Origin of the sequence: Phormidium sp. FACHB-592 (assembly GCF_014695795.1) — a bacterium.
Lineage (GTDB): Bacteria > Cyanobacteriota > Cyanobacteriia > Leptolyngbyales > Leptolyngbyaceae > Stenomitos.
Genome location: NZ_JACJOZ010000058.1, coordinates 20,178 through 42,028 on the forward strand (window position 1 = coordinate 20,178; position 21,851 = coordinate 42,028).

At 48.9% G+C, this 21,851-nt stretch carries 16 protein-coding genes; all 16 read right to left on the reverse strand.

The window, feature by feature from the left end:
* Position 1: 1 nt before the first annotated feature.
* The 16 genes from H6F86_RS15395 to H6F86_RS15470 all read right to left on the reverse strand — a co-directional run bounded on the left by H6F86_RS15395 (position 2) and on the right by H6F86_RS15470 (position 21,503).
* Positions 2–1,150 carry a glycosyltransferase gene (locus H6F86_RS15395; RefSeq protein WP_190449491.1) on the reverse strand — a complete coding sequence of 383 codons (1,149 nt, stop codon included), beginning with the start codon at positions 1,148–1,150 and terminating at the stop codon, positions 2–4.
* A 107-nt stretch (positions 1,151–1,257) separates the two neighbouring features.
* Positions 1,258–3,633 carry a glycosyltransferase gene (locus H6F86_RS15400; RefSeq protein WP_190449492.1) on the reverse strand — a complete coding sequence of 792 codons (2,376 nt, stop codon included), beginning with the start codon at positions 3,631–3,633 and terminating at the stop codon, positions 1,258–1,260.
* Positions 3,630–5,042: an O-antigen ligase domain-containing protein gene (locus H6F86_RS15405; protein WP_190449493.1), complete on the reverse strand. Its 1,413-nt coding sequence runs from the start codon at positions 5,040–5,042 to the stop codon at positions 3,630–3,632. Before H6F86_RS15405 ends, H6F86_RS15400 begins: the two co-directional genes overlap by 4 nt.
* A 110-nt stretch (positions 5,043–5,152) precedes the next feature.
* On the reverse strand, positions 5,153–5,971 hold the full coding sequence (locus H6F86_RS15410; protein ID WP_190449494.1) for a glycosyltransferase family 2 protein: 819 nt from the start codon (positions 5,969–5,971) through the stop codon (positions 5,153–5,155).
* A 107-nt stretch (positions 5,972–6,078) separates the two neighbouring features.
* The gene (locus H6F86_RS15415) at positions 6,079–7,167 is read right to left on the reverse strand and encodes a glycosyltransferase family 1 protein (protein WP_206756047.1); all 1,089 of its coding nucleotides are present in this window, start codon (positions 7,165–7,167) and stop codon (positions 6,079–6,081) included.
* Positions 7,168–7,251: 84 nt separating this feature from the next.
* Positions 7,252–8,553 carry a glycosyltransferase gene (locus H6F86_RS15420; RefSeq protein ID WP_199305304.1) on the reverse strand — a complete coding sequence of 434 codons (1,302 nt, stop codon included), beginning with the start codon at positions 8,551–8,553 and terminating at the stop codon, positions 7,252–7,254.
* A 29-nt stretch (positions 8,554–8,582) separates the two neighbouring features.
* Positions 8,583–9,611, reverse strand: a complete 1,029-nt coding sequence (locus tag H6F86_RS15425) for a polysaccharide pyruvyl transferase family protein (RefSeq protein ID WP_190449496.1) — start codon at positions 9,609–9,611, stop codon at positions 8,583–8,585.
* A gap of 323 nt (positions 9,612–9,934) precedes the next feature.
* Positions 9,935–11,143, reverse strand: coding sequence for a glycosyltransferase family 4 protein (locus H6F86_RS15430; protein WP_190449497.1), 1,209 nt, complete (start codon positions 11,141–11,143; stop codon positions 9,935–9,937).
* Complete coding sequence (locus H6F86_RS15435) at positions 11,140–12,060, reverse strand: glycosyltransferase family 2 protein (protein WP_190449498.1); 921 nt, start codon at positions 12,058–12,060, stop codon at positions 11,140–11,142. The genes H6F86_RS15430 and H6F86_RS15435 overlap by 4 nt, the downstream gene beginning before the upstream one ends.
* Before the next feature lie 45 nt (positions 12,061–12,105).
* Entirely contained in the window at positions 12,106–12,930 is an 825-nt protein-coding gene (locus H6F86_RS15440; protein WP_190449499.1) for a glycosyltransferase family 2 protein, read from the reverse strand.
* Positions 12,931–12,956: 26 nt separating this feature from the next.
* Positions 12,957–13,913: a glycosyltransferase family 2 protein gene (locus H6F86_RS15445; RefSeq protein WP_190449500.1), complete on the reverse strand. Its 957-nt coding sequence runs from the start codon at positions 13,911–13,913 to the stop codon at positions 12,957–12,959.
* 69 nt (positions 13,914–13,982) lie between these two features.
* The gene (locus H6F86_RS15450) at positions 13,983–15,038 is read right to left on the reverse strand and encodes a glycosyltransferase (RefSeq protein WP_190449501.1); all 1,056 of its coding nucleotides are present in this window, start codon (positions 15,036–15,038) and stop codon (positions 13,983–13,985) included.
* A gap of 89 nt (positions 15,039–15,127) precedes the next feature.
* Positions 15,128–17,029: a heterocyst formation ABC transporter subunit HepA gene (gene hepA / locus H6F86_RS15455; protein ID WP_190449502.1), complete on the reverse strand. Its 1,902-nt coding sequence runs from the start codon at positions 17,027–17,029 to the stop codon at positions 15,128–15,130.
* A 101-nt stretch (positions 17,030–17,130) separates the two neighbouring features.
* Positions 17,131–18,042: a heterocyst development glycosyltransferase HepC gene (hepC, locus tag H6F86_RS15460; protein WP_190449503.1), complete on the reverse strand. Its 912-nt coding sequence runs from the start codon at positions 18,040–18,042 to the stop codon at positions 17,131–17,133.
* A 116-nt stretch (positions 18,043–18,158) separates the two neighbouring features.
* Positions 18,159–20,372: a polysaccharide biosynthesis tyrosine autokinase gene (locus H6F86_RS15465; protein WP_347240445.1), complete on the reverse strand. Its 2,214-nt coding sequence runs from the start codon at positions 20,370–20,372 to the stop codon at positions 18,159–18,161.
* A 54-nt stretch (positions 20,373–20,426) separates the two neighbouring features.
* The gene (locus tag H6F86_RS15470) at positions 20,427–21,503 is read right to left on the reverse strand and encodes a glycosyltransferase (protein ID WP_190449505.1); all 1,077 of its coding nucleotides are present in this window, start codon (positions 21,501–21,503) and stop codon (positions 20,427–20,429) included.
* Positions 21,504–21,851: the final 348 nt, after the last annotated feature.

Genomic DNA, 21,851 nt, shown 5'->3' on the forward strand with positions numbered 1-21,851 from the left:
CTTAACCGGCTCGTAGGGTATCGGCTGCTATCAGGTGAGACAACACTTCCACATATTGATCAACCACGTGATCGACTGAAAACTCTTGGGCGCGTTGTCGCAACACGTCAGGCGCGATCGGTGCTTGCAAGGCTCCCAAAAGACCCTCTGCTAGCGCGGCAGCATCCCGCATGGGCACCAGCGTACCGTATTTGCCACCGTCCAAAATTTCAGCCGGACCACTGGGGCAGTCGGTGGAGACGATCGTGGTGCCTGCTGCCATTGCTTCTGCGACCACATTGCCAAAGCCCTCAAAGATGGAAGACAACGCAAACACGTTGGCGTGAGCCATGTACGTGTAGGGATTTTCAGCAAAACCGGGTAGCGCCACATCGTCTTGCAGTCCCAATGTTTGAATCTGTGTCTCTAGTTTGGCGCGATCTTCGCCTTCGCCCAGGATCATCAGCCGTGCTGTTCGCTGCCGTCGTACGATCGCAAAGGCTTCTACCAATGTTGGAAAATCTTTCTGGCTGACCAGTCGCCCTACGCCCAAAATTACAGGTGGTTCTCCGGCTGCAAACCAGGGATGATCAACGGGCTGCTGCATTTTAGCTAGTACAGCGGGCGTGACAACTGGATTGTAAATCACTTGAATTGTGTCGGCTGGCATGCCCGTCAACTGAGCAACATCCTCCGCTACGCCTCTAGAAGCTGCCACGATCGCATCTGCCCAGGGATAAAACAAACGCACTAATTTGGGTCTGATGCGCCCGATCGTGTGGGGTTGATGATCGCGAAACTGCTGTGAAAGATTGGTCTGCACGCACATCACGATGCGGGTTGATGCACCTGCCAAGCGCTGCGCCCAGGTTGCTGAGCTGAGAATATCCAGCGCTGACAAGAGAACAGAGGGCTGCTCTTGCTGCAAGTAGCGTCGCAATGCCAGCGTTTTTGACACCAGCAGCGGCGATCGTGCCTTCAAATCCACAATCCGAATGGTGGATGGCACTGTGTCTAGATAGGCTCCTTTTGTTTCTGCTAGCACCAGATCGATTTTGAAACCACGATCGGCAAGACCTTCTGCTAGATGCAGCATGGCTCGTTCGGCACCACCACCTTCAAGGGCTGGAAGGAAGACGCTGATGGAGGGGGTAGATGGAGGTAGGGGCATGGGAGGAAAGGATGAGGGATGAAGGATGAAAGAGGAGAGGGAGACGGGGAAAGCAGGGGAGGCAGAGAACGCGAGGGAAGCAAGAACGTTTTGAGTTAACTCAGCCTTTAGCCTTCTGCCTTCACCACGGCTTGCAGGAGGTGATCGATCTGTTGTCGAATGTGGCTCAGTGCAAAGCGATCGGTGGCTTGGGTTTGAGCGGTTTGGACGATCGCCTGTGTATGTGCTGGGTCTGCGCGACAGTGGGCGATCGCTGCTGCTAGTGCCTGTGCGTCTCCGGGTGGCGTTAGCCAGCCAGTTACTCCTGGTTCTACTAGCTCCACTGCGCCGCCAGCAGCAGCGGCAATAATGGGTCGCCCACAGAGCATCGCTTCGACGATGACGCGCCCAAAGGGTTCTGGTGCAGTGGAGGTATGGGCAATCACCTCGCACGCTTGCATGATGGGCACTACATCCGACCGAAAGCCGAGAAACTGCACCCGGTCTTGTAGTCCCAGCGTTGCCACTTGCGTTTTCAACGCTTGTACATACTCCTGCTCGCCAAACAGCGCATCGCCTACCAAGACTGCTGTCACATCCTTGGGACAATGAACTAGCGCTTCAATAAGGATGTGCTGTCCTTTCCAAGGCGACAGACGGCTGAAATGTCCGATCGCAAATTTGCCGTCTAGCCCAAGCTGCTGTCTCTGGTTCAGATTCACTTGACCCAACGTTACATCTAACTGATAGGCGGCTGGCTCGAAGCCGTTATAAACCACAGTGACAAGTTCTGCGTGTCCACCTGCCTGAATGAAAGCATCACGAGTGGCATTAGATGTGGCAATGACCCGACTAGCGCAGCGATTTGCCAATGTAACAGCAAGACGGCGATTGGTGCGGCTGAAATGATCGGCTGAAAGGATGTCGTGCAGATGATAAACCAGGGGACGGCGACTGAGTAGGCTTGCTAACGCCCCAACCACCAACGCTTTTTGGGTATTGGCATAGATAATATCGTAGTCGCGGCTGAGACGGGCAACAGTGACAGCGATGGGTAGCAGTTGACCGAGGCTCTGAAGCCCCTGTATCAGACCACTTTCTTTGCGAACCGCGATCGACTTAGTTGCTACCACCTTGACCGCTACTCCCTGTTGCTGCAATGCCGTTTTGAAGGCACCATCTGCAAAGAGACAGACTAAGCTGCGATCGCGGTACGGCTGCACAAGATCCAGCAAACATAGTTCTGCGCCGCCTAAAGCACCACTCTGATCCAGAAAAAGCACCTTGGTTGCTGTGGCAGCGACCGGATCAGACGCTTTTGTTGCTGTTGCTAGTTGATTCACAAGCGTTCCTCTTAGTCGATAGACCAATGGTTTTTCGAGCCACACATACGTCAGGCAACCTACGCTCAAGGTGGTCAGCAGCAACAAGCTAATTGTCGCCGAGTAACCAATGATGCTAATAAGTTGAGCCGCAATTGTCAGCTTCAATAAGGCAGATAAGCAGGGATAGTGGGTCAAATAAATGGAGTACGATGCATCGCCCAGGAACGAAAAGAGACGTACAAAGGGGCGCGATCGCTGTACTTCTAACGTTGCTGCGCCGATTACAATCAACGCTGAAGAAATGCCATAGATCACGATTGGATTGAAGGGGGACGATCGCTCAGTTTGAGCAATATCAAACGTGATAAAGCAAGCCGTCCCTAATAGCAGTAAAAACGTATTGCTTGCCTTTAGTTGCTTCTGTAGCACTACATAAGCTGCCAAACAACCGAGCATAAACTCTAGATTGTGTGGACTAAAAATAAACCACAGCAAAAAATGTTGTTCTGGGTCAAAAGCACCTGCAACATTGAGTAAAAAGATTGCTAGCGTGCCCACAAGCCAGCCTGAAAGTAGACGACTGAAAAGCTTGAGCGGGAATAAAATTGCTAACGCAAAAATGAAGTAAAACAGCACTTCATGGCTCAGCGACCAGCCTACGATCAGGATCGGCAAATGCGCTTGTGGCAGCAGCCATAGAGACTTCAAAATGACATCTAACTGACGCTCATATCCATAACCAAATTGCGGTGCGAGAAAGTAGATCGGCAAGATGGCTAAGGTAACTAACCAATAGAGTGGGTACACCCGAATCAACCGTTTGAGGATGAACGGTTTCAGGCGATCGCGCCGCCCTATATCTGTCTGATGTACAAAGAAAATAATAAAGCCGCTGAGTACAAAGAAAAAATCAACGCCAGCGCTACCAAAGGTAAACAGATTTGCCAAAAACGCTTGACCCAGTTTCTCTTGACTAAGCTGTGTCACATGAAACAGCAGCACTAGTAGAGCCGCGACCCCTCGACAAATTTGAATCCCTTCCAAGCGAAGTTTAGCGACTTTTGGTAAGTGCTCCAGTCGCATGGAATCGCGATCGTATGGCTCCTTCTCTGCGTTTGCCTCTGTTCTATTCCTGAATGACTGCTTGATTGGTAGACTGCCCCTATGCGATGCCATCATTCGTCTCCCGGCTGTAGCAGATGTTGATAGCGATAGAACCGCTGGGCTGCCAGTGCCATACCTGCAAAGCTCCACATCACCACGCCTGATAGTGCCAGCATCGAACTGCCTAGTCCGATTTGGGCAAATACCCCCAGACTGATGGCGCGTGCAGCACTGACAAACGGGTCGGTTTGCCCTTCCTTGCCGCGAAACAGGCTAAAGAATAAGAGAACCGTGCCGCCCAGATATGGCAACGTACCAAACCAGCCCAGGTTGAACAGCAGGGTTAAAATACCGCTGTCGTTGCTGCCCAGGCTATCGTTTGTGAGTACAAACCCTAGCCCGTTGCCCGGAATTTCTGCTAGCGCTTCGCCCATAATCTGACCGTAGCCTTCTAGCCGCTGGTTGTAGCTCACGTCGTCTTGCGTATTTGAGAAGGTTTGCAGACGAGCAGCGATCGCCCCCGAAAAGGGCTGCGTATTCACCAGCGGCACTACGCAGACTGCCATCACTAGAATCGTCACAATCAACCGCATCTGCAAACGGGGCTTGAGCGAGGGCACAAAGGCGACTACGCCCACTGCCCAACCCAACCATGATGCTCGCACCAACGACAGCAAAAACGATAGATAACCCACACCCCCAGCCGCAAACCGCAGCGTACCCTGATTGTTAAACAGCAGCAGCAAGCCTGCCATCATCACTGTCGCAAAGGGACCCGGCGAATTTAGAGTGCTGAACACACGCATTCCTAATGGCTCCGGTGTGCCAAAGGCGATCGCCTTGGAGCTAATCAGCCAAAAGCGATCCCACTCTGGGGCGACAAGATATTGCAGCACCCCGTATGCCCCCATCACCAATACACCCCACAAAAAGACCCGTTCCACATTCTGCCGATACGCTGGATAATGCCGCCAATGCACAAACAAATGAAACCCAAATAAAATTGGCGCTAACCAGTTCAGCAGCGGCACGACAACTGCTGTCGGTGGATACTTAATCAACCCCACCAGTAAGCCGTAGAAAACTCCCGCCGCTGACAAAATGAACGGCAAGCCATCCTGACGCAAGTAGCGGGGCAGGTATTGTACAAAGGTCAACCCCGTCAGCATCATGACCAGAAATGGTGCCAGCAATACAGGGCTAGGGTCAACCCATCCGCTTTGAAAATCAATCAAGCGCCGCACAAAGGGCGTTAAAAATGCAATCCACCAGGTAAATCCGAGGTACAGAACGGGATACCGTTTAAACAAAAACAAGCCGACTAGCAGCGCGATCGCTGGATACGCCAACCGCAGCAACCCACCCGCACCCGCCAAAATGCACAGCAGCGAAAAGCACACCAATCCCAACATGGCAGTCCATGCCAGCGTTGGCTGTAAGCCAAACTGACGACGGTGATTGGGAGTAGAAACGTTGGTTTGCATGAGGGCACAAGGCGGGAGAAGATAGAAGGCAAAGGGCAGGAGGCAGAAGGCAAAGGGCAAAAGGCGGGAGTTGGCAGAAGGTAAAACAAATTCAAAACAAACTCAAACCTTTAATGCTTCTTTAGCGATCGCCCTTTTTTCCAATCAATTTCGTAGAGCTTGATTTCCTTTAGAAAGATGTAGAAACTCCACAGCCCTGAAAGCGTGAAGCCAGCCATACCTTGACGAAACATGCCATACCAAACGTATTGCTGTACAAACTTTGCGGATGGTTTAAGCAAGAGTCGCAGCAGGCTAAAGCGAGTGCCGTTACGATGGGCTTGTTGGGCATCCAAATCGGTGTAGCGGTTAAAGCGAATGACTAAATCGCTGATGTCACGGAAGCCGTAGTGCCAAATCACGCCAGGTAGTTTAACAACGGCTGCATCTTTGATATCGGGTCCTTCGTGTACCAAAACATCTTTGATGCGAAAGATAGTTTTGTTGTAGAGGCGCGTATGATATTCCGGTCGAGTGTCGAGCCACGTATCCCAAAAATCGCCGATGCGAACGGCAGAAAAAGCGTTGGCTGCGATCGTCGGTGCTTGTTTCCACTCCAGTAAGGCGGCGGCTAAGCGACCATCAATGACTTCATCCGCATCAATAAAAAAAATCCAGTCGTGCTGTGCATGGTCGGCTCCAAAATTACGCTGATCCGAGTAGCCTGTCCAGGGATTGTGATAAACCTGGCAGTCCAGCTCGCGGGCGATTTGCACTGTTGCATCCTGACTACCGCTATCAACTACCACTACCTCATCCGCAAATGATTGACATGAGCGAATTGCATTGGCGATACATTCTTCTTCGTTAAGCGCAATGATGACGACGGACAACGATCGCAGCATCGTTGCTGTTGGTTTAGTAAGAGTTTGTTCTGAACTCAGGTGCATAACGACGCAGCCTCTAGGGATGGAATCAAATGACAGAAATGAATGAAAAGTTATGATGCGACTAGTTGATACTATTTAGTCAAAATGTAGGGTTAAAGCTAAGTTTTTCATGGTTTTGATAGGGCTGATAATTGTAATAAAAAGGACTTAAATGTACTGGCTTGATTATGGGTGACGTACCATTGGTGAGCAGCATCGGCGATCGCTTGTAACCGTTCCATTGCTAATGACTCTGCCTGCATACCAGCAAACAAAAAATTGGTTTCAGCTTGCAACCCATCTAGCAAGGTTGCTTTTTCCTGTGTGACGATCGGCACCAGTCCATGAGCGCAATAGGTCGCAAAAACGCCAGATTTTGCTAGACGCCCGTTATCAGTCGAGTAGACAATGCCTGCAAGTGAATCAGACATTAATTGGCTAATCCTTGCAGCGGGCTGTTCACCCATCTCAACTAAGGGAATGCCCGCTAACGTCGATTGATCAAGGTGCAACGGAGAGCCAATGTCACAAATCTCTTCAATGCCTAAAAGCTGACAACAGTTTTTGAGCATGGCTTGCGATCGTTGATAAATTCTGGCGCGTCGTCCCGGTGTACCAAAAACGATTAAGCGTCTCTGGCGTTGTTCGAGGGGTAATAGTTTTTCTAATTCGCCGATATTAGAAAAGACCGGAAGATTAAGAATCGGTGGCTGTTTGTCTTTCGCTAAAAAGTACTTTGCTATGAGGGTTTTTGTGACCGCATTGTTTGTGATGATGACATCAGCTAATTGAGCCAGTTGCCATGCCACAGAGCGCTGCCAGGGAAAGAGATAAAACGTCTTCTTGAGCAGATAGAAGGATGGAAACTCATGAAACATCACAAGCAAGCGTAGCGATCGCTGTTGTTTCATGGTTTCGAGCGCTCTCACTAACCAAACGGGTATACCACGCTTGGCATCGTAAGGATAATCAGAAAAGTGCAAAATAACGGCTTGAATGTGTTGGGGAATGGCATCGACAAAGGCTTGTGGGCTATGTGTATGCAACGGCACAATGGGAAAGCGCTCGTCGCCAAACATCTTTTCTTGATGGGCAGTCATAAAATAGGTGCGAATGTTGCACTGAGAAAGCCCCTTTGCCAGTGTCATTGCATAATCGCCAATGCCGTCGATCGTGGGTGGTAGTCTTGGGTAGATTTGTAGAATATCCATAGGCATAACGTTAGCTTCAATTGAATTAGTTTATAAGTTCTAACTTTATTAGCTTGAATTAATTCGACTGAGTTTATTCGCTTAAATGAATTAACTTGAGTGTGAAACAACCCTTTTTGAGCGTTCTGGAACTTTTAAGACCTGCTGCATTGATTGTTGAATGAGGTGCACAATATTGGCACGATCATAATGTTTGATGGCAGTCATCCGTGCGGCCGCACCTAAGCGCTCACACTGCTCATCGTTTTGCAGCAGGCTTACACAGGCATCTGCAAACGCCCTAGGGTCGTCTCGCCGCAAAAATTCCCGCCCATCCTGAAATTCCAGCCCTTCTGCACCAATACTCGTCGAAACCATTGGCTTGCCATAGGCTGCTGCTTCCACCAGTTTGACCCGCGTCCCACCACCAGACAGGATAGGGCAACAAACCACACGCGATCGACGATAAAGCGCCTCCAGATCATCCACAAAGCCCGTAAACTCTACTCCTGGAATGCCCCTTTGGTAGCTACGAATATTTTCTGGCTGCTTCCCAGCAATAATAAGCCGCGCCTCTGGCACTTGCTCCCGCACCTGTGGAAACACTTCCTCAATCAAAAAATTAGCCGCATTGATGTTGGGGTAGTAGTGGTACGCGCCCAGCAAAAGCAGCGTTGGCTTCGCAGTAAGCGGTTGTGGCTGCGGCAGCTTGACCGCATTGGGAATAGTCACCACACCTGCTATGCCCTGGTTTGTGAGATACGCTCTGTCTTGCTGCGAACACACATAGGTCTGTTTTGCCAGCCGCATGGCTTGCCGTTCGCCCCACCACAGCGCTGGCAGTTGCAGATAATACAGGGAGGTAACAAGCCGCGTGGGCGGTTGCCGAATGTCGCGCAGAAACGCAATATGCTCGATATCGTCCAGGTCAAAGAAAATGGGTGGCAGTGGTTGGCGAGTGAGCAAGGCAGGGCACATCGATCGCAGCCGATGAATGAATACTGCTGCTGGCTTACGGCTTAGGCACGTTTCAAAGGCTTGAATTTGCAAGGGTTGGCTGGTGCGAACCAAATCACGCTGCTGAAAGAAATTGAGCATTCCTGGTGCCTGCTGCTGCCATTTTGACAGTGGCTCAGTGTACACAAACTCTGGGCAAAGAAAGAGCTTAAGAGGAAGATCCCAGTGTTCTGAAAGCGCTTTTTCGGCAGTGGCGATCGCGCTCGGCGATGTGTCTATTTCAGGCGGAACGTAAAACAGCACATCTAATTGAGCTTTAGCAGAACGGCTTTTTTTCAGGACTAGCTTTATCGCATCAATGAACATTGCCATGCGCTTATAAGTGCCCTGCACATCAAGCCGTAGATCGCTAGGAAAGTGAGTTGAGACGAAGAGCATTCGCATAGCAATTAACATTGAATTACGCGGAAAAGCAGATTGAAAAATTAGGCTAATTTAGTTCTGAACTGCTGTCGCCAACGCTCTACTGCAGTAGTATCAAGGGTAATCTTAGTCATGAATGGCTCACGAATCCAGCGTTCCATAAAGGCAAAATCAGCGCGATCGACAGAGGGCAAACCAGTTTCTTGAGCGATTTCGGTTGCACGATGATCAATCCTTAAAATGAGCGCTCGACGCTTTGCTAAAAGACAGCGAATGCCACCATGTAGCCGGGTGCCAATGTAGTCTAGCGAAACATCTGACTTGAGCAAATTTTCTAAGGCTGGCAAGGAACGCTCCAGTATGGTTACAGGTAGATTAAAGCTGGTGACATAATCATGATCGCCTGCGCCCTGCGGCCAAAAATAAACCGTTTCGTAGTGAGATGTGGCTAGCTCTAGCAGCTTTTGATCGAGTTCAATATTTTTGGAATAATCGGTGAGCATGACCAAGGCGCTAGTTGCTTTTGTCTGTGGAATAGCATCCGGCTGGAGGTTGGCTAGCGGCCACATAGTTGGACAGCCTGTATTAATGACATTCCGAATCCCGATCGATTGCAACTTCTTCTTTGTGTAATTATCTCTAACTGAATGGCTGCCTTTGTAGGATAGTGCTAGATGCAGCAGCGCCAGTGTGTACAAGTTCGGTCTACCTTGGTATTGCCACCAGCTTACACCTAGCAAAAGAACTCGCTTCCGTAACCGTAACGCATCACGCAGAACAATCTTCCACTGGTTGTAGTGATTCATGTTTGATGACAGCAAATTTGTGCCACCAACGATCGCAACTGAACTGGCTTGAATCATTTGGAGCTGTGTTTCTTCTAACGGTGCATGGGTAGAGAGTTTAACAATGTTTTGGCTGCCGAAAAGAGAGTCCATTTCGCGTAGCACTGCCTGCTGAATAATTAGATCACCTAAATTTTCGCTCGGGCGATCGTTATGGTCTTCCATGCCTGGATCAAGCAAGCAAACTTGAGATGAAGCAGACGTTTGAGTAACGTTTTCAGGCAGGGTAAGTGAGGTTTTCAGCATAGGGATAGACTCCTGAAATGGATCAAACGTATAAACTCCAAAAACATCTAAACACGAAAGAAGTCTCGTTTCCGTTTGTAAATTATTACCTTGTTGACTATTAAAAAGAAGTGACTTTCAACCATTAAATCCTGATGCAATAATTCTGAATGCGGGAATCTGGAAAACAAATAATAGCAGCTTTGTCGCTAATGCCAATTCACCTCTGAGACTGCGTTGGATTTAGAGAAAGTTGGTTGCTGATCATTTTTCACTTGCTATTGACTGCTCATCGCTGCCTGTCTATTTCTCTAAACGATAATGCTTTTTGTAATCTAAAAAATTCAATGGGTTACTCCAGCTATTGTTGATGAGTGACTGCTTGATTGGGTTGGTAGTGAGAGCGTTTGCAGCACGCTGAACGTTTTTTCAATCATGCTTGCTTGAGAAAAGTGTTGCGCCTGTTGTTGCGCTTGCTGTGCCATTGTCTGCATTTCATCAGGGTGGCGTAGTGCCCATTCAATGGAGTGGAGCAGCGCCTTACGATCACCACTAGGACACAGCAACCCATGCACTTGATGTGTCATCACTTCAGGAATGCTGCTGACGTTGGTAGTGACGATCGGGAGCCCATACGCCATCGCTTCTAGCAGCGCAAACGGATGCCCCTCGAAGCGAGTGGGAAAGACAAACAGATCAGCGGTTTGCAGAAGGCGAGGCAGATCAGAGCGGTGTCCGAGCAGCAGCACCTTGTCAGCGATGCCAGCGCTATGCAGACGATCGCACAAGTCTTGTCTCTGTTCGCCTTCTCCAGCCCACACAAACCGCAGATCGGGGTCTGACTCCAGTAACGCTGGTATTACTTCAAGCAGATCTTCGTAACCTTTTTGGGGCGTGAGCCGACCCACAGTTAACAGGAGCTTACTAGTTGCGGGGATGCCTAACTCCTGGCGCACCTGTTGACGGAGAGCGGTGATCGCCTCAGAGTTACGGTCTAACAGCGTTGGTAGCTGAATGCCGTTATAGATGCAGAGCAAGTCGCTGCTGGGCATCTGAAACAAGTTGGCAAGCGGCGGGCGATTCGCTTGGGCATTTGTAAGCCACTGCTGTCGTCTGGCGCGTGCCCAGGTGTAAGCATGACGGCGCGATCGACTTAAAGGAATGCCCTCCGGTGGAATCAAATGGAACATGACGGCTGTTGGTATTTGCAGCCAGCCACAAGCGACAATACTGCCCAAACAGTGGTCTGCCCAAGGTAGGTTGATGAGAACGACATCTGGTTTGATAGCTAACAACAAGGCACGAGTCCGAACGCTGCGTAGAAAGGCTGACGCCATTGCCTGCATGCCCCGGTTACTCGGCTCGGCAATCGCCAACGGGTGGCAGGACGCATGATTAGCTTCGAGTGCTTGCCGCAGCGAGGCGTTGCTATCGGCATAGGGTAAGGCGACGTGAGTATGCCATCCTGCCTGGACAGCCGCAGCGGCGATCGTCAGCACATATTCTTCTGCCCCACCCCGCACGGTTGCTGAAGTAATGATCAAGAGTTTCATAGATTGCCCACCTCTTTTGATCCAAGTTGCCCACGCTTCCAGTGCTTGTAAAAAGGCTTCCACAGGGCAGCAGGTAAGCTAGGACGCAGGTAGCCATAGACCCAAACCAAGCGATAAAGGGGCGAGCGCAGCAACCAATAAAGATCTTTCTTCTGTTGCAGAATAAAGTGCCAGTCTGCTACCACAGCATGACACCACCTTTTACAGGCATCGCGTAGACCCATATCCTGTGCATACAACGTTTGCAGTGCTAGCGTCTCCCGGTAGGTGCGCCTGTAGACTTGGCTGAGGGGTTCGTTATGAGAATGGTAAACGGCAGCATCTGGTACGTAGAGGATTGTGTGACCCAGCATCAGCATTGCCGATGCCCACTCTACGTCTTCGCAACCCGAAAGAGCCTCGTCAAACGGATGTTTTTCCCAGCACTGGCGACGTATGGCAGCGTTGGCATTGGAAAAGGTGCGCTCGTCTGGGTTTTGAGGGTTAGCTTGTACTCGGGGTTGGTCCCCATAAAAGCTTCGATACTCCCGCTCTACAGGTGGATAGGCATCTAGATGAGGTGCCTGTTTGCCATAAACCCCCGCAACACGAGGATCATCAAAAGGCTCGACTAGATGTCTTAACCAGTCGCGATCGCAAGGAAACGCATGGGCACTGAGAGCGATAACAATTTCTGCTTGCGTGGCAGTAAAGCCAAGGTTCAGCGATCGCCCAAAGGTGAAGTCTTCAGGACGCATTGTAATTAGCTTGACATCCGCTCGTTGTTTAACAATGTCGATCGTGCCATCGGTTGAACCCGAATCAACGACCACAATTTCGTCTGGCTTTAAGGTTTGGTCTGTCACTAAAGCAAGCGTCTTGTCAATGTCTTTCGCTTCGTCTTTCGTCCGGATTAAAATGCTGGTTCTTGGGTTCATAGCAATCTTTAATGAAGCAATATTAAAGTTAGGTTAGAAAGTGCTTTAATTAGTTGAAAATTTGAGCATTTTTGCTTTGATAGCATCTGGTAATGCCTGTGGCTTATTAAGAAAATACTGCATGCTTGCCCAGAAATCGCGACCAAAAAGCTGCATTTGTTGATGTAATGGCAACTGTTTACGATAATGCTTGATCAATTGCATAACCCGTTGATTCATCTGACCGTTATGCATATCATTCACAGTCTTTGTACCCTCTAACCGACGATAGTTACCCCAAATCTCATCAACATAAACGACATTAGCTGCCTGAACCGCTCTGAGAATAAAATCTAAATCCATTGAGTAATGATTAGCAATGTCATAAAGCCCAACTTTTTGATGCAATGCTGTGTGATAGAAGTAAGCCGCAGGATTACAGGGGTATGGATGAATATTCACGCCAGCGACCAACTCAAAAAGACTTAATTTTGCTGGTCTATTGACCTCAACCAGCCTGCCATCATCATCCCAAATGTTGCAATTGCCGACCAGTAAGGTTGGCTCAGGTAATACTTTGAAGCGATCGACAACCCGGTTTAATACACCTGGTTCATATCCATCATCGACGTTGAGCAGCCCCATAATTTCTCCGCTTGCCATGGCAATGCCTTTGTTCATAGCATCTGATTGTCCGCGATCGGGTTCAGAATGCCAGCGGATATGAGGGTAGCGATCGGCATACTGCCGTATAATTGGCACCGTTTGATCGGTTGAACCACCATCAATAATAATGTGCTCAAGATCAATGCAGTTTTGTTCAATAACAGCCTCGATGCAAGTAGCGATAAAGCGCTCACTGTTATAAACCGGAGTAATAATGCTCAACATAAGGTTCTAAAAGAAAAACTCTAAAATCAGAATGCTATATACGTGTTGAATATAGCTGCAATGGCAGCCGAAAGACGAACTCTACGACCAAGATAGGACTGCTGCCAAAGCAATGATCCAACATGACGTACGAGCGATCGATCGTCTGATTGTGAAGCATTTTTTAGCATATGTTTAGCATAGTTAGACATACGATCGCAAAAGAGCATTTCCGCTGCTTCACTACTTACGTTAGCGTAGCTAAGTACAGCCCGTTCAATCGCTTCTAGCTGTTGCCAAAAATCGACTTTACGCCACGTTTTGTACTGGTAATTTTGATCATGTTGGTTATAGTGCAAAAGCTCAGGGCTTTCAATAACCAATGAGGGAAATTGAGCACAAATTCGCGCAAAGTACTCCAAATCACAGGAATAGGAGTACTGTTCATTAAACCCTCCGACCGCAGCAACGATCTCGCGGTGTAGCGTTACTCCAGACGGTGTTGTGGTTGTGTTTAACACTGCCCAAGCTCCAGGCTCTGCCAAACGATAACGAAACGCTTGATCAAGGTGTGAGTTAACTGCACAATGGGCAATGAGAGCCGGTTCGCCCACTAATGTACAGGCACGTCGAATCGTTTGCAGAGAAGTAGGAGTGATACGATCGTCGTCATGAATAATGCAAATCCAATCTTGTGAAGCGTCTGCAAGACAACGATTCCAGGTTTTGACCATGCCGTGGTTCGATGAATTTGATAGCAACTTAACTTGAGGAATGCTACGCAAGGTTTCAGCAGTTGCATCTGGAGAACCGTCGTCTACTATCAAAAGCTCATCATTGGGTAGTAGTTGAGGCAGCAATTGCTGTACTAATGTCGCTACTAACTGACAACGGTTGTAAGTCGGAATGGCGATCGTCAGGGGCAGCGATGCTCCAAAAGTGGTGCTACGCCAGTTTTTTGGTGATGCCTCAGCTTGGCTACATTCAGTTTCAATTCTGGGCATAGTCGCTCCTACAAAAGTAGTTTAGGAGGGATAAATTTTAAGTTAACTTCGACTTCTGCCTGGTAACCGCTAAACCAGGACGCTCTTTAAAGCTCTAGCCAATGTGTTTGTAAAAACGTCCAGATTGTATTTTGTTTCGCATAAACGACGACCTCGATCGCCCATTGCGGCAGCTTCTTCTGGGTGTGCTAGTAAGTAGGCGATCGCTCGTTGCCACCCAGCAATATCGTTTGGTTCTACCCAAAGACCAATACCTTCTTTCTCTAGATCTAGGTCAATGTGTTTGTTTCGCGTCATGATGACAGGCTTGCCAACTACCATTGCGTCTAACAAACTGGTAAGCCCTGCCAGATCCTCTGTCTCTGTTAGTGGAATGGCGATCGCAAAGGCACGACGATAAGCTGCCAAAATAGCTGGATATGAAACAGCATTATTGTGCGAGTTACTAGCAGTTACTTCGATGCGCTCAGTCGCATACGCTACAGTTGGTGCTGTTGCTGCTGAACAATAGATTTTCAGCAAACAGTCGATACTTGAGACTGCTTTGACTAACGTATTGTGGTCGCGCTTTGTCTTGCCTGCACTTACAAATAAAGGAGCGTTGCTAACACTCACTTCTACAGTCGGCACTTTAGTTTCATAAAAAGATAAATCAGCTCCCCACTCAAGTAGATCCATCTTTTTAGAGGGATTAGGTTGCAAGCGATACGGCTGCATTGTGGTTGAACTAAGACACAAGAGATGATCGTGCCCGTTTAAAAAGAGGGCATTTCTCAGCGTGTGCTTCAGTGGATGGTGAATAAGTGCAACTAATGGTTTGCGGAATAAACGCAGCGATCGCAGTAGCGCCAGCAAAAATGTATTTGTCTGACAGGCAGAATAAATAACATCATAGTCAGTACGGCTAAACAGAATCCGCACTTGCTGATCAAGGTGATCGCCTAAGCCAAGTTTGCGTCCGATTTTATTGAGAAGTTTAGATGTTTGATAAGGGAAAATTTTGACTTCAATATCATGCTGAGCAAGGTGCGTTGCACCCCACAGATGATGCCCAGGGTATTCGCCCTTTTGCCATAGCTCCCAGGCATGATCCATTGGATAGTTATTGATGAACAATACTTTCATGAAAACAGTTAAGTAGTCAACAATAAGCGGTCTTCAAGCAATTGAGTTTTAGGACTTAACACCTCATTAAGTAACACCTCACTCAGCATTTATGGTTCAACATTGATCATGCCAGCGATCGCAGGATCGTTAGCACGATTACCCGTTTCATACTGCATCTGGTGATAGTTCCAGAGCTTACCGCGCTGCTCAAGGAGCGCTTGATAGCCGCCTTCTTCGACAATCCGCCCTTGCTCCATCACTACCACTTTGTCAGCACGAATAATGGTGGATAAGCGATGGGCAATGACAATCACAGTGCGTCCTTCTGCCAACTTTTCTAACGAGGCTTGAATCAACCGCTCGGAAATAGAATCCAAGGCGCTGGTGGCTTCATCAAGAATCAAAATTTCGGGATTGCGAAGAATAGCACGGGCAATTGCAATGCGTTGCCGTTGTCCACCGGAAAGTCGCACACCACGATCGCCCAGGCGAGTAGCAAACCCTTCAGGCATTTCTTGAATGAATTCCAATGCGTTTGCCAGCCGTGCTACTTCAACGATTTCGTCGTCTGTTGCGCCTTCACTGCCGTAGGCAATGTTGTCGCGCACACTGGTATTAAAAATGAAGGTGTCCTGGCTGACGATCGCAAACCGTTTACGCAGCGAATTGATCTGAAACTCTCGAATGTCTACACCATCAATCAGAATGCTGCCGTGTGTAACATCATAAAAGCGAGGAAGCAAATCGACTAGAGTCGTTTTACCTGCTCCTGATGCACCTACTAACGCCGTCATTTCGCCCTGTTTAATGGTTAAATTGATGTCGGTAAGAATGGGCTGTTGTGGGTCGTAACCAAAATCAACCGACTGAAACGTGATTGCAGCTTGTAAGCCTGGAAACTGACGCTCTCCATCCTTTAGGTAGGGCTTGTTGACAGTGCTAAGCAATTCGCGAATGTTATTAAGCGATCCCCAATAGCTGCTCATGGCAGCTCGACTACCATTAATTTCGTGCAGCGCGGGCACCAGACGAAACAGTAGAAAGAGAAACGTCAGCAGTGACGCAGTTTGCATAACACCGTTGCTAACAAAGAGGGTCAGCGCCAGGATAATCATGCCGACTAACACCGTGGTCGCTAAGCCTTCTGCCAACGGACGCACCAGCGCAAACCCACGAGTGGCTTTCATCGACGCATCCAAGACATCAGCACTTGCTTGATAGAACCGTCTGCGCTCAAAGTCCTGCGTCGCAAAGGCTTGGACAGTGCGGATGCCGTTGATAAACTCCATCGCGATCGAGGTAAATCGACCGTTAGTGATGGACACTCCAGCACTAGCCTCACGAATACGTGCGATGAGCTGGGACAGGGCTACTGCCAGTAGGCTGAATAACGCTACCGAGATGAGCGATAGCTGCCACGAAATTCGGAACATCAGGAAGACGTAAACACTAAGCGTGAGGCTGCGCGTCACAATAAAGGCTAGCAGCCCAAACGCAGATTGCAGTCTGCCGATTTCACTAGTGAGCGTGTTGAGCAATTCTCCAGAGTGAGTTTTGGAGAAAAAACTGAGGCTTAACGCCTGCAACTGCTCAAAGATTTGCTTCCGCAGGCGATCGATCAGCTTTTGCTGCGTTAAATCGGTGTAAATCTGAGTGAGATAATTGAACGTCGAGCGAATCCAGGTTGCTGTGAGAATCAGCGCTGAGACGCGATAAAGGCGATTGATCGAAGGTTCATTGATGCCTAAAATTCCCTGGTCAAACCAGCCGACCCCAGTCTGAAAAGGCGGTGCATCGGGGTTAACCAGGCTTTGCAAAAAGGCTAGCAGAAAGCCAAAGCTAAACCCCTCAAACGATGCTGCCCCGATCGCACATAAGATTGCTGCCACCGCAACCATGGGAAAGTGTTTAAACTCTCGCAGAATAGTGTAGTTTTCTTTCCAGAAATCTGTGGCTTTCAGCGTCCTTTTGAGCGATCGACGAATGGGAGCAGGAATTTTTAGCAGCATAACTGTTCAGTAGAGAATTGTAACCTTAGCCTTTATTGTCAGTGGTCGCTGTGGTGTCAGCAAGTGCTTAACCGAAACCCACAGAGACTCTTTACCAGCGGCTAAAAGGCACCAAACCCTGAAAGTACTTTGGGTACTGTAAGTAGGAGAATCTTGAAGTCCTGACGCAGCGACCAGGTGCCTAGATAACGCAAGTCAACTCGGTTTACGTCATCCAAATCGCGCAAGTGCGATCGACCCGTAACCTGCCAGATGCCAGTAATGCCAGGGAGAGCATTCAACCGTTGCCGCACTGCCGGACTCAGCCGTACCGCATCATAAAGTGCCCAGGGACGTGGACCCACCAAGCTCATCTCGCCTCGCAGTACATTAATCAGTTGGGGTAACTCATCCAGGCTATACTTCCGCATCCAGCGGCCAATGGGCGTCACGCGGGGATCGTTTTCGCATTTATGCAAACCCGCCTGCTGTCCCATAACCTGATGGTGGTACAGTTCTGCACCCGTAATCATTGTTCGGAATTTTAGAATCTGAAACAGTTTGCCGCGCTCGCCAACGCGCCACTGGCTGAAGAAGATGGGGCCCGGCGACTGAAAGAGAATCAAAAAACTGAGACCGAGCATGAGAGGCCCCACTACTAACAGAAGGGCAACAGCCGCACTCCAATCAATCAGCCGTTTCAGCCTCCACTTCAAGTGATTTTGCTTTTTGGGTAAAGCAGGAGTACTGGGTACACGCAGGTAGGCAGGCTTATTAACTTTGGCACAGGCATCTGCCCAAAGTGCTAACGCGGCTTCACCCAGATCTGGGGCTAGCTTGACTAAATGAACGGGCGATCGCTCCAGGCAATCTGCTAGCAACTGCTCACTTTCTAATGCCAGCAATGGCAGCGTGGTTGGCTGCTGCGAAAGCGTGAGCAAGAGTTGCTTTTGTCTCCACGTGAGAGTGTAGTAGGGGGGGCGATCGGGTTGGATGCCTGTCGCTGCTTTGCTCAGAAGGGAAAGAGTAGACATAAGCGTAGGGAGCCTTTAAGCGGTAGATTTGCCGTCTGATTTATCTGATTTAGTGGTTGAATTGCCCGATGTCGTTAATGGCAGCAATATTTAATGCCAATCTGCAAGGTATCTATCTACAGAGAGGCTAATTGTCCTTTTCGTTCGTATTGTCCTTTACGGTCGTAAGCAAGATAACGGTTTACCGCTAGGTCAGCGCCGTTTGCAATGATGCCAATGATGTTCAGCTTGCCTAGCAGCGCTGTTGCTTGCAATAGTTCAGCACGGGTCACATGACCAATACGCCCGACCAGCACCATACTGCTGCAAAACGAGGCTGTTAGCATGGCATCGACAATGCCCAAAACGGGCGGTGCATCGATAATAATGAGGTCGTAGGTTTGCTCTAACACCTGCATTAAATCGCCCATACGATCGGCACTCAACAACTGGGCAGGATCAGCAGGTATCGGACCAGAGGTCAGAATCGACAGTGGAATGTCGGTGTAGGAGTGCGATAGCTGAATATCGCTGCTTTGTCGGAGGGGCGTTTGCCGTGTGAGCAGGGTCGAAAGCCCATACTGGTTGGGCAAGTCTAGCTGTTGGTGCAGGCTAGGACGACGCAAATCAGCATCGATCAGCAACACGCGTTGGTGTAACCGTGCAGCACTGATTGCCAGACCAAGGGCAATGGTTGATTTGCCTTCACCCGCCAACGCCGAAGTAACCACCAGGGAACGTAAGCCAGCCGCACTCGGCAGCAACTGGATATTCTTATAAATCAAGTCCAGGGATTCACGAAAAGGTTGCCAATGGACGACTTGCATGACAGGGGGCAAACTACCTGCTTCTCGGAAGGGCACTAACGCTGCTAAACCTTCTTCTAGCTGTAGTGTTGGCACCATGCCCAATAGCGGGACAGTCGCTTGCTTCAAGTCGTCTGGAGTGTGTACCGAATCATCCATTGTGTCTCGAATAAAGGCGGCGACGCTGCCAAGCATCAGCCCTGCAACGGCTCCCAGGAGAATGTTTTGCTTCAAGTTGGGTCCAATTTGTCTACCCAGCTTGGGTTCTTCAACCACTTGCCAGTCGAAGCCACCGCGCGCAATTTCGAGGGCAATATCCTGGCGGGCTTTAAGCAATTGTTGCAGCGTGTCACGACCAATCTGCACTTTGGGCTGAAGACGACCATATTCTGCCAGCAAGCTGGGAAAGCGCTGCAACTGCTGCTGGAGCGATCGTTCTGCCTCAGCAAGACTTTGCGCCCGACCTTGCAAGGCGGCTAAATTTACCTGCGACTCTACAAGCCCACTTGCCAGGGTGAGATCGGTTGCACTCAACTGCCCGACGCTCAGACCAGAATCGCCTTTCACATTGACCTGTGCTGCATTGCTGCCCAAAATGCGACGCACCTCGTTTGCCAGCAAATTGCGCTGCCGCTGCCGTTGGTCGATCGCCTGCTGCACAAAGGGGCTAGCAGGTTTGAAGCGCAAACGTTGCTGCACGATCGCCAGTTCACTCTTTTGAATTTCATTCAGCAAGCTCTGGTAGCGAGACGATTGGCTGAGTCGTGCGGCAATCAATGCCTGCTGTGGTGAAAGTGCCAACTCTTTCTGGAGTGTTTGATAGCGACCCTGTACCTCCCGCATTTGAGCCTGATTGCTTTGCCGCTCTTTTTGGACGTTGCTGAGAGCGTCGATTAAAGCGCGTGACTGCAACTCTGGGTCAACCAGATTTTGGCTCTTGCGAAACTGCTCCATGTCATTTTCGGCGCGATCGACTTGCCGTTCAACCCGTGGCAGTTGCTCATCTACGAAAGAGAGACCGCGAGTGAGCCGCAGCTTTTGCTGTTCGCGGTTGTAGTCCTGGTAGACCCGCTGGACTGCTTTCAACACTTTCTGCGTTTTTTCTGGGTCATCGCTGGTGTAAACGACCTGAAAAATTTTAGTTTTTACCTTGTCTTCTTCGACTTGCGTCAGTACCAATGCTTTTTGCAGTTCTGCTGCCTTTAAGTCAGGATAATCTGTCTGCAAAAGGGCAACCGCCTTTTGTAACAGTTGCGAACTCCGCATTTGAGTCAACTGAGTGGAGTAATCAATTTCTACCGTGCTGTCTGCAAACTGATTCTCTGCTCCCGTACCTGCATCTTTTTTGCTCTGGTAGTTTGGTTCTACCAAAAGCTGCATAGAGCTTTGATAAATCGGCTTTTTCAACAATGTGTAAACGGTTACAACTGACAGAACGCCAAAGAAGATACCCACTAGCCAAAGCCGTCGCCGAAAGAGAGCAGCAATCAACTGCCCATAGCCTGGATCGGTTTCAGCAATGCCGCTAACGTTACCTACAGTCACAACTACCACCCTTAACCATAAAGAATCTAGCCTAAGTTCTTAGTCGCCATAGGCTCAAGTGATACCAATCGCTTGTTCCACTTTGCCAAAGAACGCTTCTTCAGAAAAATGCTCAAGGGCGTGGTCTCGAATCTTGCGATAGTTCCACTTAATTGAGTTGGCTGCTAACAACGCAGACTGCAATGCTTCTGGCGATTGCCGATTGAACAGAACGCCGGTTTTGCCAGGAATTTGAGTGTCTAAAACGCCACCTGCCCCATATGCAATCACAGGCGTACCACTGGCATTGGCTTCAACGGGTACAAGCCCATAATCTTCCAGCGCCGCCACGATCACAGCGCGGGTTTTTGACATTAGCTGAGTGCGATCGACATCGCTAACGTGCCCAAGAAAGTGAATGTTTTTCATTGCTTGCGCTTCTAACCGTTTTCGCTCAGGACCTTCACCTGTCACTAACAGTGTTAGACCTAACCAATTAAAGGCTTCGATGATAATGTCAGTCCGTTTATAGCTAATCAGTCGCGCCGAGGTGAGATAAAAATCGTCTTTTTCAGACGAAAAAACAAACTTTTTGCTATCGATCGGATAGTTAATGACGATCGCAGGCTTCTTGTAAACAGTTTGAATGCGTTCTGCAACAATACTCGAATTAGCAATGTAGAGATCTGGCTCTTGAGAGTAGTTTAAATCCACTCGTCGCATCTGCTGAAAGATCTTTTCCAACAGCGGATAGAGCTTTCTAAACGTAGTATACTCTCGCAGATAATTGCGTGTATCCCATAGAAAACGAGTAACGTTGTGGCAAAAGCAAATGTGTCGCGCTGTTGGGTTTTTGCGAACCGCTTTGGCAAAGCTGCTGCTGCTGCTGATAATAAGGTCGTAGTCTTGTAAATCGAGCGATCGAAAGGCTGGAAAGTACAAAGGCGCTAGCAGCCTAAAATACTTGCTAGCGCCTGGAACATTCTGCAAAGCTGTTGTATGAACGACCCGATCGTGAAGGTCGATCGTCCGCTTGGGGTCGTACACCGAAGTGAAAATATCCGCATCCGGATAGCGCTTGCAAAGCAATTCAAAAACGCGCTCTGCTCCCCCCCGTTGAGTTAGGTAGTCATGCACCAAGGCAATTTTCATAACTAAAAAGCAACCACTGTGGTTTTGAACTTAATTATCCAAGCGATGGCTTTAGTAAAACGATTGCTCGTGATCAGATAAGCCGCTTGAGTCCCTAATGTTCAGAAATCCTGCGATGTCGCCTAAACAAGTTGTACATCGGTGGATTCAACTTATGACTTAATCACATTTGATCAAGCATCAACATCTTTAAGGCTCATTAACTCACAGGGAACAACTATGCAGGAAAATGACCAGCAGTGCTACACCGTAACTAATACGGGTATCAATTTATGCGGTCTTATGTCAGTAAGGCGCTGGTGAAATTTCATTTACCATATCACCTTACTCGAACAACAAACTTAACAA